At 75.7% G+C, this 17625-nt stretch carries 6 protein-coding genes; all 6 read left to right on the top strand.

Annotation, left to right across the window (positions count from 1 at the left end):
- The first annotated feature begins 8 nt into the window (after positions 1-8).
- The 6 genes from AC6JBM_RS23480 to AC6JBM_RS23455 all read left to right on the top strand — a co-directional run bounded on the left by AC6JBM_RS23480 (position 9) and on the right by AC6JBM_RS23455 (position 17416).
- Positions 9-1805, top strand: coding sequence for a flavin-containing monooxygenase (locus AC6JBM_RS23480; RefSeq protein WP_497985722.1), 1797 nt, complete (start codon positions 9-11; stop codon positions 1803-1805).
- Positions 1806-1843: 38 nt separating this feature from the next.
- Complete coding sequence (locus AC6JBM_RS23475; protein ID WP_497985721.1) at positions 1844-9763, top strand: amino acid adenylation domain-containing protein; 7920 nt, start codon at positions 1844-1846, stop codon at positions 9761-9763.
- Entirely contained in the window at positions 9763-11130 is a 1368-nt protein-coding gene (locus AC6JBM_RS23470; protein ID WP_497985720.1) for an MFS transporter, read from the top strand. The genes AC6JBM_RS23475 and AC6JBM_RS23470 overlap by 1 nt, the downstream gene beginning before the upstream one ends.
- Positions 11131-11197: 67 nt before the next feature.
- Positions 11198-14932: an amino acid adenylation domain-containing protein gene (locus AC6JBM_RS23465; RefSeq protein WP_497985719.1), complete on the top strand. Its 3735-nt coding sequence runs from the start codon at positions 11198-11200 to the stop codon at positions 14930-14932.
- A 46-nt stretch (positions 14933-14978) separates the two neighbouring features.
- Positions 14979-16016 (top strand): TauD/TfdA family dioxygenase, encoded by a 1038-nt coding sequence (locus AC6JBM_RS23460; protein ID WP_497985718.1) that lies wholly within the window; start codon positions 14979-14981, stop codon positions 16014-16016.
- Complete coding sequence (locus AC6JBM_RS23455) at positions 16013-17416, top strand: FAD-dependent oxidoreductase (protein WP_497985717.1); 1404 nt, start codon at positions 16013-16015, stop codon at positions 17414-17416. The genes AC6JBM_RS23460 and AC6JBM_RS23455 overlap by 4 nt, the downstream gene beginning before the upstream one ends.
- The last annotated feature ends 209 nt before the right edge of the window (positions 17417-17625 follow it).

The raw sequence follows: 17625 nt of genomic DNA, 5'->3' as shown, positions 1-17625 counted from the left end.
AGACGTTGATGCCCAGGCCCGATGTGTCGAAGGTTCTCGAGAAGCACGCCGCCGAGCGGGCCAAGCGCCTGCGCCCGGACGGCAACGACCAGTACCGACCGCTCGCCGGCGACCTCGCGCACATGGCCGAGGACCCGTTCACCGACCGCGTGGAGCGGGAACCGGTGCGCGACCACGTCACCGTCGCCTTCATCGGCGGGGGCTTCGCCGGCCTCATGACCGGGGCGTACCTCAAGGAGGCCGGGGTCGACGACGTCCGGATCGTCGAGACCGGCGGCGACGTCGGCGGCACCTGGTACTGGAACCGGTACCCGGGCGTGCAGTGCGACGTCGCCTCGCTGATCTACCTGCCGCTGCTGGAGGAGACCGGCTACGTGCCGACGGAGTGGTACGCGCACGGCCCGGAGATCCTGGAGCACTGCCAGCGCATCGCCAAGCAGTACGGGCTGTACGAGCAGGCCCTGTTCCACACCCGGGTGACCGGCCTGGAGTGGGACGAGGCCGCCGGGCGGTGGACGGTGCGCACCGACCGCGGCGACGCGTTCACCGCGCAGTTCGTGGCCTGGGGCCTGGGCAACCTGTCGGTGCCGAAGCTGCCGGGCATCCCCGGCATCGAGACGTTCGCGGGCCACGCCTTCCACGCGAGCCGGTGGGACTACGCCTACACCGGCGATCCGGCCGGCGGGCCGCTGGGCGGGCTGCGTGACCGGCGGGTGGCCGTCATCGGCACCGGCGCCAGCGCCGTGCAGTGCGTGCCGCACCTGGCGACGGCGTGCGGGGAGCTGTTCGTGTTCCAGCGCACGCCGTCGGTGATCGAGGTCCGCAACAATCGGCCCATCGATCCGGAGTGGTTCGCGCGCATCGCCACGCCGGGCTGGCAGCAGCGGTGGCTGGACAACTACGCGGCGAACATGACCGCGGCCGAGCAGCCGGCCGAGGACCTCGTCGACGACAGCTGGACCGCCCTGGCCCGGCGCGGACGCGCCGCCGGGGAGGGGCCTGACCCGGAACAGGACGGCGCCGACGGGATCGGCCGCGAGGTGTACGCGGATCTGGAGAAGATGGACGAGATCCACGCCCGCGTGACGGCGACCGTCCGGGACCCGCGCACGGCGGAGCTGCTCAAGCCCTGGTACCACCTGCCGTGCAAGCGCCTGACCTTCCACGACGAGTACCTGGCCGCCTTCAACGTCCCGACGGTCCACCTGGTGGACACCGGCGGCAAGGGGGTCGAGCGGATCACGCCGAGCGGCGTCGTGGTGGACGGCACCGAGTACCCGGTGGACTGCATCATCTACGCCTCGGGGTTCGAGGTCGGCACCGACCCGATCCGCCGCGGCGGCTTCGACCCGGTCGGCCGGGACGGCCGGCGGCTGTCGCAGGCCTGGGCCGACGGCCTGCGCACGATGCACGGCCTGCACGTGCACGGGTTCCCCAACGCGTTCCTCGTGCAGCCGTTCACGGGCGGGATGCGGTTCTCCAACCTCTCGCACAACCTGTCGGAGGCGGCCCGGACGGTCGCGGCCGTGGTCGGCTTCGCCGTGCGGGCGGGCGTCGACGTCGTGGAGGTCACGCAGGAAGCCCAGGACGCCTGGATGCGCGAGGTGGGCGTCGACGCGGAGTGGCGCTCGTTCCTGGCCACCTGCACGCCGGGCTACAGCAACAACGAGGGCACCGACCTCGGTGCGTACTCGATCTGGGAAGAGTATCTGTGCGCCGACGGCCTGGGCTACTTCCGGCTGCTGCAGCAGTGGCGCGACGCCGGGGACTTCGCCGGCTTGCAACGACACCACCTCGGCCGGTGAGTGCGCGCCCGCGGTCGGAACTCAGCGAGGGAGCCTGCATGAATCCGTTGTCCTTTGCCCAGCAGCGACTGTGGCTCGTCGGCCAGCTGGCCGGGCCGAGCGCGGCGTACAACGTGCCGCTGGTGCTGCGCCTGTCCGGCCGGCTGGACCGGGCCGCCCTGGCGGCGGCGCTGCACGACGTGGTCGGGCGGCACGAGAGTCTGCGCACGGTGTTCCCGGTCGTCGACGGCGGGCCGGTGCAGTCCACCCTGCCGGCCGGCGAGGTCGGGCCGCCGCTGGAGTGGGTGGACGCCGGTGCCGACGAGCTCGCCGACCTGGTGGCCGCGGCCGCCGGGCACGTGTTCGACCTCGCGGCTGAGATTCCGGTGCGGGCCCAGGGGTTCGTCGTGGCGCCGGACGAGCACGTGCTGGTGCTGCTGCTGCACCACATCGCGTGCGACGGTTGGTCGGTGGGGCCGCTGACCCGCGACCTCGCGGCGGCGTACGCGGCCCGGGTGGTCGGGGTGGCGCCGGGCTGGGACGAGCTGCTGGTGCAGTACGCGGACTACACGCTCTGGCAGCGCGAGCTGCTCGGGGCGCCGGACGACCCGGACAGCGCCATGGCCCGGCAGTCGACGTACTGGCGCGACGCGCTGTCCGGGCTGCCGGACGAGCTGGCGCTGCCGTTCGATCGGCCGCGCCCGGCGGTGGCCAGCCATCGCGGGGCCGAGGTGCCGGTGGCCCTCGACGCCGAGGTGCACGAGCGGATCGAGGCGCTGGCCCGCCCGGCCGGCGCGACGCCGTTCATGGTGGTGCAGGCGGCGCTGGCCGTGCTGCTGTCGCGGCTGGGGGCCGGGACCGATGTGCCGCTCGGCACGCCGGTGGCCGGCCGGGACGACGAGGCGCTGCACGACCTGGTCGGGTTCTTCGTCAACACGCTGGTACTGCGCACCGACGTCTCGGGCGATCCGACGTTCCGGGAGCTGCTGGCCCGGGTGCGGGACGCCGACCTGGCGGCGTTCGAGCACCGGGACCTGCCGTTCGAGCGGGTGGTGGAGGTGCTGGACCCGCCCCGGTCGCTGGGCCGGCACCCGCTGTTCCAGGTGATGCTGGCCTTCGACGCCGACGCGGAGATCGCGGTGTCGCTGCCCGGCCTGCGGGTCGGCGAGGTCGAGGTTCCGCCGTGGGAGACGGCCAAGTTCGACCTGAACTTCGAGCTCCGCGCGCGGTACGGGCCGCAGGGGCGGCCGGCCGGGATCGTGGGGGTCGTGGAGTACGCCACCGAGCTCTTCGAGCGCGCCACGGTCGAGGCGCTGGTGGCTCGGCTCGGCCGCCTGGTCGAGCAGCTCGTCGCCGACCCCGACCGGCTCGTCGGCCGGGCGGACCTCCTCAGCGGCCCGGAGCGGGAGCTGCTGCTGGCCGCACGCGCGGACGATCCGGCCGGGCCGGCGGCCACGCTGCCCGCGTGGTTCGAAGCTCGGGCCGCGGCGACGCCGGACGCGGTGGCGGTGGTGTTCGGCGACACCGAGCTGTCGTACGGGCAGCTCAACGCGCGCGCCAACCGGTTGGCGCGAGCGCTGGTCGAGCGCGGTGCCGGGCCGGAGCGGTTCGTGGCGGTGCTGCTGCCCAGGTCCGTGGACATGATCGTCGCGGTGCTGGCGGTGCTCAAGGCCGGGGCGGCGTACCTGCCGGTCGAGCCGGCGCTGCCGGCGCGGCGGATCGAGCTGATGCTCAACGACGTCGAGCCCGTCGCGATCGTCACCGCGTCCACAGTGGACGATCCGGTCGCGCACCGGGCCCGCATCGTGCTCGACGACCCGGACACGGCGGCCGCGCTGCGGGCTCGGCCGGGCGGCGACCTGGCCGACGGCGAGCGGGTCGCCCCGCTGCTGGCGCAGCACCCGGCCTACGTCATCTACACCTCCGGCTCGACCGGCAACCCGAAGGGCGTGCTGGTCGCGCACCGCAGCGTGGTGAGCCTCATGAGCGGCACCCGCGACACGTACCGCTTCGGCCCCGACGACGTGTGGGCGATGGTCCACTCGCTGGCCTTCGACGTGTCGGTGTGGGAGATCTGGGGCGCGCTGCTGCACGGCGGGCGCCTGGTCGTGGTGCCCGCGGAGGTCACCCGGTCCCCGGCCGACCTGCTGGACCTGCTCGCCGCGCACCGGGTGACGGTGCTCAACCAGACGCCGTCGGCGTTCTACGAGCTGCTGCGGGCCGACCGGCCCGGCGAGCGCCCGCTCGCCCTGCGCACGATCGTCTTCGCCGGAGAGGCGCTGTCGTTCGAGCGCGTGCGGGACTGGTACGCCGGCCGCCCGCACGACCCGGCCCGGCTGGTGAACATGTACGGCATCACGGAGACGACCGTGCACACCACGACCCTGGCGCTGGACGCCGGCCTCGTGACGGACTTCCCGAGCCGCAGCCTCATCGGCCGGGCGATCCCGGGGCTGGCCGTGCTCGTGCTCGACGCGGGCCTGCGGCCGGTGCCGCCGGGGGTCACCGGCGAGCTGTACGTGGTCGGGCCGCAGCTGGCCCGCGGCTACCTCAACCGGCCGGCGTTGACCGCCGAGCGGTTCGTGGCCTGCCCGTTCGGCGCGCCGGGCGAGCGGATGTACCGCTCGGGCGACCTGGGCCGGTGGCGGGCCGACGGGAGCCTGGAGTACCTCGGCCGGGCCGACCAGCAGGTGAAGATCCGCGGGTTCCGCATCGAGATCGGCGAGGTCGAGACGGTCCTGGCCGAGCACCCCGGGATCGCCCACGCCGCCGTCGTCGCGCGCGAGGACGTCGCCGGCGACCGGCGCCTGGTGGGGTACGTGGTGCCCGGGCCCGCGCTCGACCCGCGCGCGGCGGCGGAGCTGCCCGGCCGGCTGCGCCGGCACGCGGGCGCGCGGCTGCCCGAGTACATGGTGCCGGCGGCGGTGGTGGTGCTGGACCGGCTGCCGCTGACGGTCAACGGCAAGCTCGACCGCCGGGCGCTGCCCGCCCCGGACTACGCCGCGGCCTCGACGCGCCGCGCCGCGCGCACCGTGCGCGAGGAGCTGCTGTGCGACGCGTTCGCCGCGGTGCTGGGGCTGGCGGCGGTCGGCGTCGACGACAACTTCTTCGACCTCGGCGGCCACTCGCTGCTCGCGACCCGCCTGGTCGCCCACGTCCGCGCGGTGCTCGGGGTCGAGCTGACCGTCCGCACCCTGTTCGAGTCGCCCTCGGCGGCGGCGCTGGCGGCCGCGCTGGCCGGGGCCGAGTCGTCGCGCCCGGCGCTGACGGCCGCGGCCCGCCCGGAGCCGATGCCGCTGTCCTTCGCCCAGCAGCGGCTATGGTTCCTCGGCGAGCTGGAGGGGCCCAGCCCGACGTACAACCTGGCGGCGGTGCTGGACCTGTCCGGCCCGCTCGACGTCGCCGCGCTGGCCGCGGCGCTGCGCGACGTGCTGGCGCGGCACGAGGTGCTGCGCACGGTCTTCCCGTCGGCCGACGGCCGGCCCCGCCAGCGGGTGGTGCCCGTCGAGGAGCTCGGCGAGGTGCTCGCGGTGACGCCGGCCGACCGCGTCGGGCCGTCCGGCGTGGCCGCGGCGGTCGCGCGGGCCGTCGGGCACGGCTTCGACCTGTCGACCGAGGTGCCGCTGCGCGCCCGGCTGATCGGCACCGGCGCGCGGACGCACGTGCTGGTGCTGCTGGTGCACCACATCGCCGGCGACGGATGGTCCCTGGCGCCGCTGGCGCGGGATCTGTCCGTGGCGTACGCGGCGCGCCTCGCCGGCCGGGAGCCGGGGTGGTCGCCGCTGCCGGTGCAGTACGCGGACTACACCCTGTGGCAGCACCGGCTGCTCGGCGCGGCGGACGATCCCGGGAGCCGGCTGAGCGGCCAGCTGGCCTACTGGCGCCGGGCGCTGGCCGGCCTGCCCGAGGAGCTGCCGCTGCCGGTCGACCGCGTCCGCCCGGCGACGGCCTCGCACCGGGGCGCGAGCGTGCCGCTGCGGCTGCCGGCCGCGCTGCACGCCGGGATCGCCGAGCTGGCCCGGGAGGCCGGCGCGACGGTCTTCATGGTGCTGCAGGCCGGGCTGGGGGTGCTGCTCATGCGCCTGGGCGCCGGCGAGGACGTGCCGATCGGCACCCCGACGGCCGGGCGCACCGACGCCGCGCTCGACGACCTTGTCGGGTTCTTCGTCAACACGCTCGTCCTGCGCACCGACCTGTCCGGCCGGCCGTCGTTCCGTGAGCTGCTCGCCCGGGTGCGCGAGACGGCGCTGGACGCCTTCGCGCACCAGGACGTGCCGTTCGAGCGGCTGGTCGAAGACCTGGCGCCGGCCCGCTCCATGGCCCGCCATCCGCTGTTCCAGGTGCTGCTCGCGCTGCAGAACAACGCCGACGCCGTCCTGGAGCTGCCCGGCGTTGCGGTCGAGGTCCGGCCCGACGGCGACCCGCCGGCGAAGTTCGACCTCGCCGTCGAGCTGCGCGAGTCGTTCGACGAGCACGGCCGGCCCGCCGGGCTGACCGGCGACGTCTCCTACGCCGTCGAGCTGTTCGACCACGACAGCGTGCGGGGCATCGCCGAACGCTTCGCCCGGGTGCTCGACACGTTGACGGCCGCGCCCGACCTGCGGGTCGACCTGGTCTCGGTACTCTCGGCCGAGGAGCGGGAGCGGGTGCTGTACACCTGGAACGACACCGCCCGTCCGATCCCGCCCACGACGCTGCCGGCGCTGTTCGAGGCTCAGGTCGCCCGCACGCCCGCGGCCACCGCGGTCGTCTTCGACGGCGTGGTGCTGACCTACGGCGAGCTCAACGCCCGCGCGAACCGGCTCGCCCACTACCTCATCGGCCGCGGCGTCGGACCCGAGCACGTCGTGGCCATGGCGGTGCCCCGCTCGATCGAGCTCATCGTGGCGCTGCTCGGCGTGGTCAAGGCGGGCGCGGCCTATCTGCCCATCGACATCGACTACCCGGCGCAGCGCGTAGCGTTCATGCTCGAGGACGCGGCGCCGTCGTGCGTGGTGACGGTCGGCGCGGTCGCGGACCGGCTGCCCGCCGGCGCGCCGCGGCTGGTGCTCGACGATCCGGCCACCGACCGGGAGCTGTCGGCCGAGCCGGGCTGGGCCGCCGACCCGACCGACGCGGCGCGCACCCGGCCGCTCGACCCCGCCCACCCGGCCTACGTCATCTATACGTCGGGCTCCACCGGCACGCCCAAGGGCGTGGTGATGCCGCACCGCGGGATCACCAACTTCATCACCGTCCATCGCGAGTCGGTGTTCGCCGCCGGCTCGGTGCGCGGGCGGCCAATGCGGGTCGCGCTGACCAACTCCATCTCGTTCGACGCGTGCTGGGACCAGCTGGCGAGCCTCGTCGAGGGCCACGAGCTGCACATCGTGAGCGCGGCCGAGCTGGCCGACCTCGGGCTGCTCGCGGCGTGGCTGGACGCGCACGACGTCGACTTCCTGGAGCTGACGCCGTCGCACATGGCCTCGGCCCTGTCGGGCGGGCTGTTCGACACCGTCCGGCGCCGCCCGGCGCTGCTCGTCGTCGGCGGCGAGGCGGTGCCCGACGCGCTGTGGGAGTGGCTGGGCGCGCTCGACGGCAGCCGCAGCTTCAGCTTCTACGGGCCGACGGAGTGCACGGTGTACCAGGTCTTCGCCGAGCCGAGCCGCGCGCCGCGGCCGATCCTGGGCCGGCCGACGTTCAACATGCGGGTGTTCGTCCTCGACGCCGGCCTGCAGCCGGTCGCCCCCGGCGTGACCGGCGAGGCGTACATCGCGGGCCCGGGCCTGGCGCGCGGGTACCTCGGGCGGCCGGCGCTGAGCGCGGAGCGCTTCGTCGCGTGCCCGTTCGGCGGGCCGGGGGAGCGGATGTACCGCACGGGCGACCTGGTGCGCTGGCGCTCCGACGGCACGCTCGAGTTCGTCGGGCGGGCCGACGACCAGGTGAAGATCCGCGGGTTCCGCATCGAGATCGGCGAGGTCGAGGCGGTGCTGGCCGAGTGCCCCGGCGTCGCCCGGGCCGCGGCCGTGGTCCGCGAGGACGTCCCTGGCGACCGGCGTCTGGTCGCGTACGTGGTCGCCGACCCGGCGGCGGGGCCGGGCGGTCCGCCGGCCGCCACGGTGCGCCGGTACGCGGCGGGGCGGCTGCCGCAGTACATGGTGCCGGCCGCGGTTGTCGTCCTCGACCGGCTGCCGCTGACCGCCAACGGCAAGCTGGACCGCAAGGCCCTGCCGGTCCCGGACCACGCGCCGGTCACCGCGCACCGGGCCCCCGGCACGCTGCGGGAGGCGCTGCTGTGCACGGCGTTCGCCGAGGTGCTGGGGCGGCCCGCCGTCGGCGTCGACGACAGCTTCTTCGAGCTCGGCGGCCACTCCCTGCTGGCCACCCGGCTCGTCGCCCGCATCCGCGCGGTGCTGGGGGTGGAGGTCGGCATCCGGGCGCTGTTCGAGGCTCCGAGCGTCGCCGCGCTGGCCGGTGCGCTCGAGGCGACGGGGACCGCGCGGCCGGCGCTGGTGACCGCGGACCGTCCGGATCCGTTGCCGCTGTCGTTCGCCCAGCAGCGGCTGTGGATCGTCGGGCAGCTGGCCGGGCCGAGCGCGGCGTACAACATGTCGCTGATCCTGCGGCTGTCCGGCCGGCTGGACCGGGCCGCCCTGGCCGCCGCGCTGCACGACGTGGTGGGGCGGCACGAGAGCCTGCGCACGGTGTTCCCGGTCCTCGACGGCGAGCCGGTCGCCCGGGTCGTGCCGGCGGGCGCGGTCGAGCTGCCGGTGGCGTGGGCCGACGCCGAGGCCGACCGGATCGGCGAGCTGGCGACCGCCGCCGCGACCCACGTGTTCGACCTGGCGACCGAGATCCCGGTGCGGGCCCAGGGGTTCGCGGTGGCCCCGGACGAGCACGTGCTGGTGCTGCTGCTGCACCACATCGCGTGCGACGGCTGGTCGGTCGGGCCGTTGGCGCGGGACCTCTCGGTGGCCTACGCGGCGCGCTGTGCCGGCGGGGAGCCGGGCTGGGCGCCGCTGCCGGTGCAGTACGCCGACTTCACGCTCTGGCAGCGCGAGATGCTCGGCGCGGCCGAGGACCCCGAGAGCCGGCTGAGCCGGCAGCTGGCCTACTGGCGCGGCGCGCTGGCCGGTGTGCCGGACGAGCTGCGGCTGCCCTACGACCGGCCGCGCACCGCGGAGGGCGGCCGCCACGGCGCCGAGGCGGCCGTGCGCATCGGCGCGGAGGCACACGCCGGGATCGAGGAGCTGGCGCGGCGGGTCGGCGTGACGCCGTACATGGTGGTGCAGGCGGCACTGGCGGTGCTGCTGTCGCGGCTCGGGGCCGGGACCGACATCCCGCTGGGCACGCCGGTGCTCGGGCGCACCGACGAGGCGCTGCACGACCTGGTCGGCTTCTTCCTCAACACCCTCGTGCTGCGCACCGACGTCTCGGGCGACCCGACGTTCCGGCAGCTGCTGGCCCGGGTGCGGGAGGCCGACCTGGCGGCGTTCGAGCACCAGGACCTGCCGTTCGAGCGGCTGGTGGAACTGCTCGCCCCGCCCCGCTCGGGGGCCCGCCATCCGCTGTTCCAGGTGATGCTGTCGTTCAACACGAACGCCGAGGTCGCCTACGACCTGCCGGGGCTGCGCATCAGCGAGCTGGAGTTCCCGGGGCGCGAGGAGGCGAAGTTCGACCTGAACTTCCTGCTGCGCGGGCAGTACGACCCGGACGGGTGTCCGGCCGGGATCGTCGGTGTCATCGAGTACGCCACCGACCTGTTCGACCACGATACGGTGCAGGCGCTGGCCGGGCGGTTCAACGAGGTGCTCGCGCAGGTGCTCGCGGACGTCGATGTACCTGTCGGCCGGGTGGAGGTCCGGCCGCCGTCGGCGCGCGGCGCCCACCGCGGCGGTCTCGCCCCCGGCCGGCGGCGGGTGCTGGCCGGGCCGGGGGCCCGGGCGCTGAGCGCGCCCGGGCGGTTCGGCGGAGATTTCGAACAGAGAGGAACCCTGTGATGACGAGCGAGGCCACCGCGACGAAGCCGCGGTCGCTGCTGCGGCAGCGCACCTTCGCGCTGCTGTGGGTCGGCCAGTCGGTGTCGGTCTTCGGCACCCAGATCACCTATGTCGCGGTACCGCTGACGGCCGTGCTGCTGCTGCACGCGACGCCGATGCAGGCCGGCGTGCTCGGCGCCCTCGACACGCTGCCGTTCCTGCTGTTCGGCCTCTTCGTCGGCGTGCTGCTGGACCGCCGGGCGCGCCGCTCGGTGATGATCGCCGCCGATGTCGTGCGGGCGGCGGCCCTCGGCTGGATTCCGATCGCCTACGCGTTCGGGTGGCTGACGATGCTCCAGCTCTACGTCGCGGTCTTCGTCGTCGGCGTCATGACGGTCTTCTTCGACCTGGCCTACCAGTCCTACCTGCCCGGCCTTGTGGGCCGGGACCGGCTCACCGAGGCGAACGGGAAGCTGCAGCTGTCGGACTCCTCGGCGCAGGTCGCGGGGCCGGGCCTGGCGGGTCTGCTCATCACCTGGCTCGGCGCGCCGGTCGCGCTGCTCATCGACGCGGCCAGCTATGTGCTGTCGTTCGCCACGGCGGCCGCCCTGCCGGCCGACGAGGCGCCGCGGCGGCCGCCCGGCGCGCCGGCCGGCTCGGTCCGCGCCGCGATCCGCGAGGGGTTTGTCGCCATCGGGCGGCGCCCGCTGGTGCTGTGGTGCACCATCGCCGCGGCGATCATCAACCTGTTCTCCGCGGCGATCATGTCGGTGTTCTTCCTGTTCCTGGTCCGGGTGGTGGGGATCGGCGCGGCGCAGGTCGGCCTCGTCGTCGCCGCCTCCAGCGCGGGCGCGCTGGGCGGCGCGATCCTGGTCGACCGGCTCATCGGATGGTTCGGCGTGGGGCCGACGCTCGTGTCGTCGATGACGCTGACGGCGCTGGGCTTCCTCGCACTGGGAGTGGTGCCCGCGCACTCGCCGGCGGCGTTCCCGATCGCGGCGGTGGCCGGCTTTGTCGTCATGTTCGGCGTGCCCGTCTTCGACGTGACCGTGATCAGCTTTCGGCAGGCGTCCACCCCGGACGAACTGCTCGGTCGCGTGAACGCCACGGTGCGCACCTGCATCCTCGGGGCCGCGTCGCTCGGCGCGTTGCTGGGCGGCGCGTTCGCTACCGTGGCCGGGCTGCGGGCCACCGTCCTGGCGGGCACGGCGGGCACGTTCGTGGCCGCCCTGGTGCTGCTGTGCTCGCCGGTGCGCACCGTCCGCCGCCTCCCCGCGCCGCCCGCCGCCTCCCCGTCCGCCGACATCGCCCCGCCCGCCGATGCCGAGCCGTGCGATGCCGCGCCGGCCGCCGTGGCGTCGACGACCACCGAGCAACAGACGCCATGACAACGACGCCGAGGCCCGCGGCCGCGGATCGGCCGGACCGCCACGACGGACACCGGAGGGATGGACGATGACGAGCGTCGAGACGTGGCAGGAGGAGGGCTACCAGCTCGCCCCGCAGCAGCTCGCCCGGCTGGGCGAGGCCGGGAGCACGGCGGTGCGCACGGTGCGCACCGCCGCCCGGGTGCCGGCGCAGCGGCTGGAGACCCGCCTGGCCGCGGCCGTCGCGGCGCACGAGATTCTGCGCACGCGGTACACCGAGCTGCCGGGCCTGGCCGCGCCCGTGCAGGTGGTGGCGCCGCCCGGGCCGGTCGCGGTCGAGCGGATCGGCGCCGAGCGCACCGTGCTGCGCGCCGGCGAGCTGACCGTCGAGCACGAGCTCGGCGCAGCGGGCACGCGGCTGGTCGTCTCCCTGCCGCGGCTGAGCGTCGACGACGCCTCCTGGAGCCGGCTCGTCGGCCTGCTGCTCGACGACGTCGTGGAGGAGCCGGCGGGGGAGGTGCTGCAGTACGCCGACGTCGCCGCCTGGCTCAGCGAGGCCCTGGACCCGCCTGCGTCGGCGCCGGACGGGCGGGCCTCGGCGCTGCCCTTCCTCGTGCCGGCCGAGCGCCGGGACCCGGCCGCCGAGCCGGTGATCGCCTCGCTCGTGGTCGCCGGCGCGGGGCTGCGGCGGCTGGAGGCGCTCGCCGGGCGGTGCGGCGTGAGCGAGGCGGCGGTGCTGCTGGCCCTGTGGCGCTCGCTGCACCTGCGCTACGACCGCGACGCCGACGACCCGGTGGTGGTGCTGGCCGCCGGCCGGTCCGAGGACGGCCTGGAGGGCGTGCTCGGCCTGCTGGAGCGCCCGGTGCCGGCCCGGGTGGAGCTGGCCGCCGACGCGACGGTCGCCGACGCGCTGCGGGCGGCGCAGGACGCGCTGCGCGCCGCGGCGGCGATGGAGAACCAGGTCGACCCGGGCCTCGTGGCCGCCGGCGGCCCGCTGTCGTACCGCCACCGCCGCGACCGCTGGGCCGAGGAGCTGTCGGCCGCCGGCTCGCCGCTGGATGCCCCCGGCCAGCTGCACCTGGACTGCGTTCGCGGGCCGGACCGCCTCCGGCTGACCCTCGTCGGCGCCGTCGGCCGGATCGCCCCGGCCGACCTGGCCCTCGTGGCGGACGCCTTCGAGCACCAGCTGGCCGACGCGGTGGACGGCGACCCGGGGCGCGCCGTGGGCACGCTGCGGCTGACCGCGCCGCGCGGGCCGGCCGCGGTGTGCCCGCCGCCCGCCCGGTCCGCCTCGGTGCTCGAGCGTTTCCTGGCGCAGGCCGACCGCACGCCCGACCGGCCCGCGCTGCGCTGCGGCGAGACCGTCGTGTCCTACCGCGACGCGGCGCTGCGCGCGGACGCGCTGGCCCACCTGCTGCGCGGGCACGGCGTGCGGCCGGGGCAGCGGGTGGCGATGCTCGCCCCCGCCGCGACCGGGACGGTCGTCGCGATGCTCGGCGTCTGGCGCTGCGGTGCGGCGTTCGTGCCCCTCGACCCCGGGTGGCCGCGCCGGCGGGTCGAGGCGATCCTGGGGGAGGCCGATCCGGCGCTGCTGCTCGCCTCCGGGCTGGACGCCGAGGGGTGGGGCACGGTGCGCGTCGTCGACCCGGCCGCGGCGGTCGTGGACCCGGGGCGGGCGGTCACCGCCGACGCGCCGGCCGGCGGCGCCGCCTACGTGATCTTCACGTCGGGCACGTCGGGGCGGCCCAAGGGCGTCGTCATCGGGCACGAACAGGTGGCGCACTACGCCACGGCGATCGGCGAGACGCTCCGGCTGTCCGAGGGCGCCGAGTTCGCGGCGGTGTCGACCCTCGCCGCCGACCTCGCCTACACCGCCATCTTCCCGACCCTGGCCGGCGGCGGGTGCGTCCAGCTCGTCCCGGCCGGGACCGCCACCGACCCGGCGGCGCTCGCCGAGTGCTTCGGTGCGCATCGCCCGGCCGCGCTGAAGCTGGTCCCCTCGCACCTCACGGCGCTGCTGGCCGAGGCGGCCGACCCGCTCGCGCTGCTGCCGGCCGAGGCGCTGGTGCTCGGCGGGGAGCGGCTGCCCCGCCGGCTGTACGAGCGGCTGCGCGAGATCGCGCCGGGGCTGCGGGTGTACAACCACTACGGCCCGACCGAGACGACGGTGGGCGCCTCCTGCATCGCGCTGGACGCGTCGGTCGACGAGCGCTGCGCCTCGATGCCGGTCGGTGGTGGCCTCGGCGCGAACGTGCTCACGGTGCTCGACCCGGCGGGCGCCGCACTGCCGCCCTGGTGCCTCGGCGAGGTGCAGGTCAGCGGACCCGGCGTCGGCCTGGGCTACCTCGCACGGCTGCGGGAGGGCCGGGCGGGCTTCGGCACGGCGGACACGCCGTACGCCCATCGGACCGGCGACCTCGGCCGCCTGGTGCCCGGCGGCGGCGTCGAGATCGTCGGCCGCCTGGACGACCAGGTGAAGGTGCGCGGATACCGGGTCCAGCTCGGCGAGATCGAGGCGCTGGTGGCCGCTCAGCCCGGCGTCGACGCCGCCGCCGTCGTGGCGCGCGCGGACGAAGCCGGCCTCGTGACGCACCTCGACGCCTACCTCACCGCCGCGGCCGGCGGGCCGGCGCCGTCGGTCGAGCAGGTGCGGGCGGCCGTCGGCGGCCAGCTGCCGGCCGCGCTGGTGCCGACCGGCTGGCAGGTGCTGCCGCGGCTGCCGCTGACCGGCAACGGCAAGCTCGACCGCCGGGCCCTCGCGCCGGTGGCGGCGCCGCGGGCCGGGACCGGCCGGCCGCGCGACTCGGTGGAGCAGCGGCTGCTGACGATCTGGTCGTCGATCCTGGAGCAGGACGTCTCGTCGCCGGACGCTGACTTCTTCGAGCTCGGCGGGCACTCGCTGCGGGCGATCAAGCTCATGGCGCAGATCAACAACGCCTTCGGCTGCCGGCTGCCGATGTCCGCGGTGTTCACCGCCCCGACCGTCGCGGCGATGGCCGCGCTCGTGCGCGGCAGCGACGTGCAGGACTCCAACCTGGTCCCGCTGCGCGCGGCCCCCGCCGGGCCCGGCGGCGCCCCGATCTTCTGCATCCACCCGGGCGGCGGCAACACGCTGAGCTACTGGGAGCTGGCCCGGCTGCTGCCGGCGGACCGGCCGGTCTTCGGCATCGAGTCGTGGGGCCTGCACGGCCGGGAGCCGCAGCGGGACTACGCCGCCATGGCCGAGGGGTACGCGGCGAGTATCGCGGCCGTCGGCGGGGGCGCGCCGGTGATCATCGGCTGGTGCTTCGGCGGCGCGATGGCCTACGCCACGGCCGAGGCGCTGCGCCGCGGCGGGCACGACGTGGCCCGGCTGATCATCGTCAACGGGGCCCTGCCGAGCGAGCAGGACGGGGCCGACTGGACGTCGCCGGAGTACCTGGTGCGCCGCTTCGCCTTCCACTGGCAGCTGCTGGACCTGCCGGACGGGCCGATCGGCCACCGAGAGCTGCTCGACGCCATGCACCGGGCCGGGCGCCTGCCTCCCGGCGCCGGCGAGGCGGAGCTGCGCAGCATGCTCGACGTCTTCACGGTCAACATGACCGCCCTCGACCGCCACTTCGTGCGGCAGGGCGCCACCTTCGACCCGCCCGACTTTCCGGTACTGCTGGTGCGGGCGGAGCCGGCCGACGAGGAGCCCGACCCGGACCGTACCTGGGGCTGGGCCTCGGTGGTCGGCGCGCCGCTCGGCCTCGCGTCGGTGGCGGCCACGCACCACGGCATCATGCGCCAGCCCGCCGTCGCCGAGCTGGCCGACCTCATCGGCCGGGTGCTGCCGGCATGACGCCGGGCCCGGCCGGACTCCATCGCGATCGAAATGAGGCCCATCCATGAGTGACGTCACGTCCCGGCGCCCGCCGCTGGGGGCGGCCCGGCGCACGGTGTCCTCCGCCGGTGGCGAGCCGGTCAGCATCGGCTTCCTGCCGGAGGCGCCGTCGGCACCCGTGCTCATCACCCCGAACGGCCCCGGCGTCGACCTGCCCGGGTGGCTGCGCGCCAACCGTGAGCCCGTCGAGGCCCGGCTGCTGCGGCACGGCGCGGTGCTGCTGCGCGGGTTCAACGCCGGCTCGGTCGAGCGCTTCGAGCAGGCCGCCGCCGCCCTGTGCGCCACCCTGCACCGCGAGTACGGCGACCTGCCGCGCGAGGGCGAGTCGGACCGCATCTACCAGTCCACGCCGTACCCGCAGGATCTGTCGATCCTGTTCCACAACGAGAGCTCGCACCTGCCGCGCTGGCCGATGCGGCAGTTCTTCTCCTGCATCGTGGCCCCGCGCTCCGGCGGCCAGACGCCGATCGTCGACTGCCGCACGGTGCTGGCCCGGATGCGGCCGGAGCTGGCCGAGCGCTTCGCGACCCGGGGGCTGCGCTACGTCCGCAACTTCATCGAGGGCGTCGACGTGAGCTGGTCGCGCTTCTTCGGCACCACGGACCGGGCCGAGGTCGAGCGCCGGTGCGCCGAGGAGGGCACGAGCCTCGAGTGGACGGCCGACGGCGGCCTGCGCACCTCGCGGCGGGCGCCGGCGGTGCTGCGCCACCCCGTGACCGGCGAGGCGGTGTTCTTCAACCAGCTGGCGCTGCACCACCCGTCGGCGCTGGACCCGGAGACCCGCTCGGTGCTGCTCGGGATCTGCGGGGCGCAGGGGATGCCGCGGAACGTCTTCTGGGGCGACGGCGGCGTCATCGAGGACGAGGTGGTCGACGAGGTCCGCGAGCTGATGGACCGCGAGTCGGTCGCGTTCGCCTGGCGGGAGGGCGACGTGCTCGTCATCGACAACATGCTCGTCGCGCACTCGCGTAGCCCGTTCACCGGCCCGCGGAAGATCGTGGTGGCGATGGGCGAGCTGACCGGGGAGCCCGTGACGCCATGAGCCCCGCGACGATCGAGGTGGACTACCTGGTCATCGGTGCCGGGGCCGGCGGGATGGCGTTCGCGGACGTCATCGCCGAGGACAGCGGCCGCACGATGGCCGTCGTCGACCGCTACGACGCCCCCGGCGGGCACTGGACGATGTCGTACCCGTTCGTCCGGCTACACAGCCCGTCGCACGTCTACGGCGTGCACTCGCGGGCGATGCCCAGCGACGCCGACGCGACCGGCCGCGCGTCGCGCCACGAGATCCTCGACTACTACGACCGGCTCATGCGCGAGCGCCTGCTGGAGTCGGGCCGGGTCGTGTACCTGCCGATGCACCACGTCGAGGAGGTGCTCCCCGGCCGGCCGGCCACGGCCCGGGCCCGCTGCCTCGTCAGCGGCGAGACCACCCGGATCGTGGCCGCCCGGCGCGTCGTCGACGCCGCGTACCTGGACGTCACCGTGCCGGCGATGGGCCGCCGGCCCTTCGAGGTCGCCGACGGCGTGCCGGTCGTGCCCGTCAACGAGCTCGTCAACCTCGCCGCGGCGCCGCAGCGGTTCACCGTGATCGGCGCCGGCAAGACCGGCATCGACGCCTGCCTGTGGCTGCTGAACCGGGGCGTGGACCCGGCCCGCATCACGTGGATCTCGCCCCGCGACGCCTGGCTGCTGCCGCGCGGGCAGGGCGGCCCGGAGCCGGAGTACCGCCACCTGCAGCGGCTGCGCGACTGCCGCTCGCCCGGCGAGGCGATCGGCGCGCTCGAGCGGCTGGAGATGATCGTCCGGCGGGATCCGGCCGTGACGCCCGGCGCGTTTCGCTGCGCCACCGTCAGCACGTTCGAGCTGGCGCAGCTGCGCCGGATCGAGCACGTGGTGCGGCTGGGCCGCGTGCGCCGCGTCGACGCCGGCGGGGTGCGCCTGGAGGGCGGGGACATCGCGTCGCCGCCGGGCACGGTATACGTCGACTGCACCGCCGACGGTCTCACGCGGCGGCCGCTCCGGCCGGTCTTCGCCGACGGCGCGATCACCCTGCAGCCGCTGCTGCCGTGCCTGCTCGCGCCGAGCGCTGCCGTCATCGGGCACCTCGAGCGCCTAGAGCTCGACGACGACACGCGCAACCGGCTCGCGGTGCCGGCCGCCAACCCGAGCGCGGCCGGCGACGTGATCGCCTTCTACGCCACGCGCATGCAGCGGCTGCACCAGTGGTCCGGCGCGCCGGACCTGTTCGACTGGCTGCGGAGCTCGCGGCTGGCGGCGGCGCTGCCGGGCCTGGACGACATGGGCGAGGCGGGCAACCGCGACGCGGCCGGGCTCGTCGCCGCCCACCTGGGGCAGCTCGCCCGGCCGGACGGCGGCGACGGCCGCCCCCGCCCGGTGGCCCGGGCGGCCCGGCGGCGGCTGGTGCCGGAGCGCTAGGGCGCGCAGGTGCACCGTGCCGGGCGAGGTTCGGGTAGGGGCCGAGCAGCTCGGCGGCCTCCTGCTCGGTCGCGACCGGGCCGCCGACCGGGTCGCCGACCTCGGCGAGCACGTGCCCGATCGTGAACGACCGCAGCGCGTTGACCATCACGAGGAGCTCACGGTCGGCGAACCCGGACCGGCCGAGCGCGCCGAGTGCGTGGTAGAAG

The organism is Dactylosporangium thailandense (assembly GCF_059739745.1).
Note: the sequence above shows the minus strand (reverse complement) of the source record. Positions and strands in the feature narration are given on the sequence as shown.

What these genes read in the sequence shown, in the direction of transcription:
- AC6JBM_RS23460 (WP_497985718.1), top strand. Translation starts at nt 14,979, where the DNA reads ATGAGTGACGTCACGTCCCGGCGCCCGCCGCTGGGGGCGGCCCGGCGC.
- AC6JBM_RS23470 (WP_497985720.1), top strand. Translation starts at nt 9,763, where the DNA reads ATGACGAGCGAGGCCACCGCGACGAAGCCGCGGTCGCTGCTGCGGCAG.
- AC6JBM_RS23455 (WP_497985717.1), top strand. Translation starts at nt 16,013, where the DNA reads ATGAGCCCCGCGACGATCGAGGTGGACTACCTGGTCATCGGTGCCGGG.
- AC6JBM_RS23475 (WP_497985721.1), top strand. Translation starts at nt 1,844, where the DNA reads ATGAATCCGTTGTCCTTTGCCCAGCAGCGACTGTGGCTCGTCGGCCAG.
- AC6JBM_RS23465 (WP_497985719.1), top strand. Translation starts at nt 11,198, where the DNA reads ATGACGAGCGTCGAGACGTGGCAGGAGGAGGGCTACCAGCTCGCCCCG.
- AC6JBM_RS23480 (WP_497985722.1), top strand. Translation starts at nt 9, where the DNA reads ATGCCCAGGCCCGATGTGTCGAAGGTTCTCGAGAAGCACGCCGCCGAG.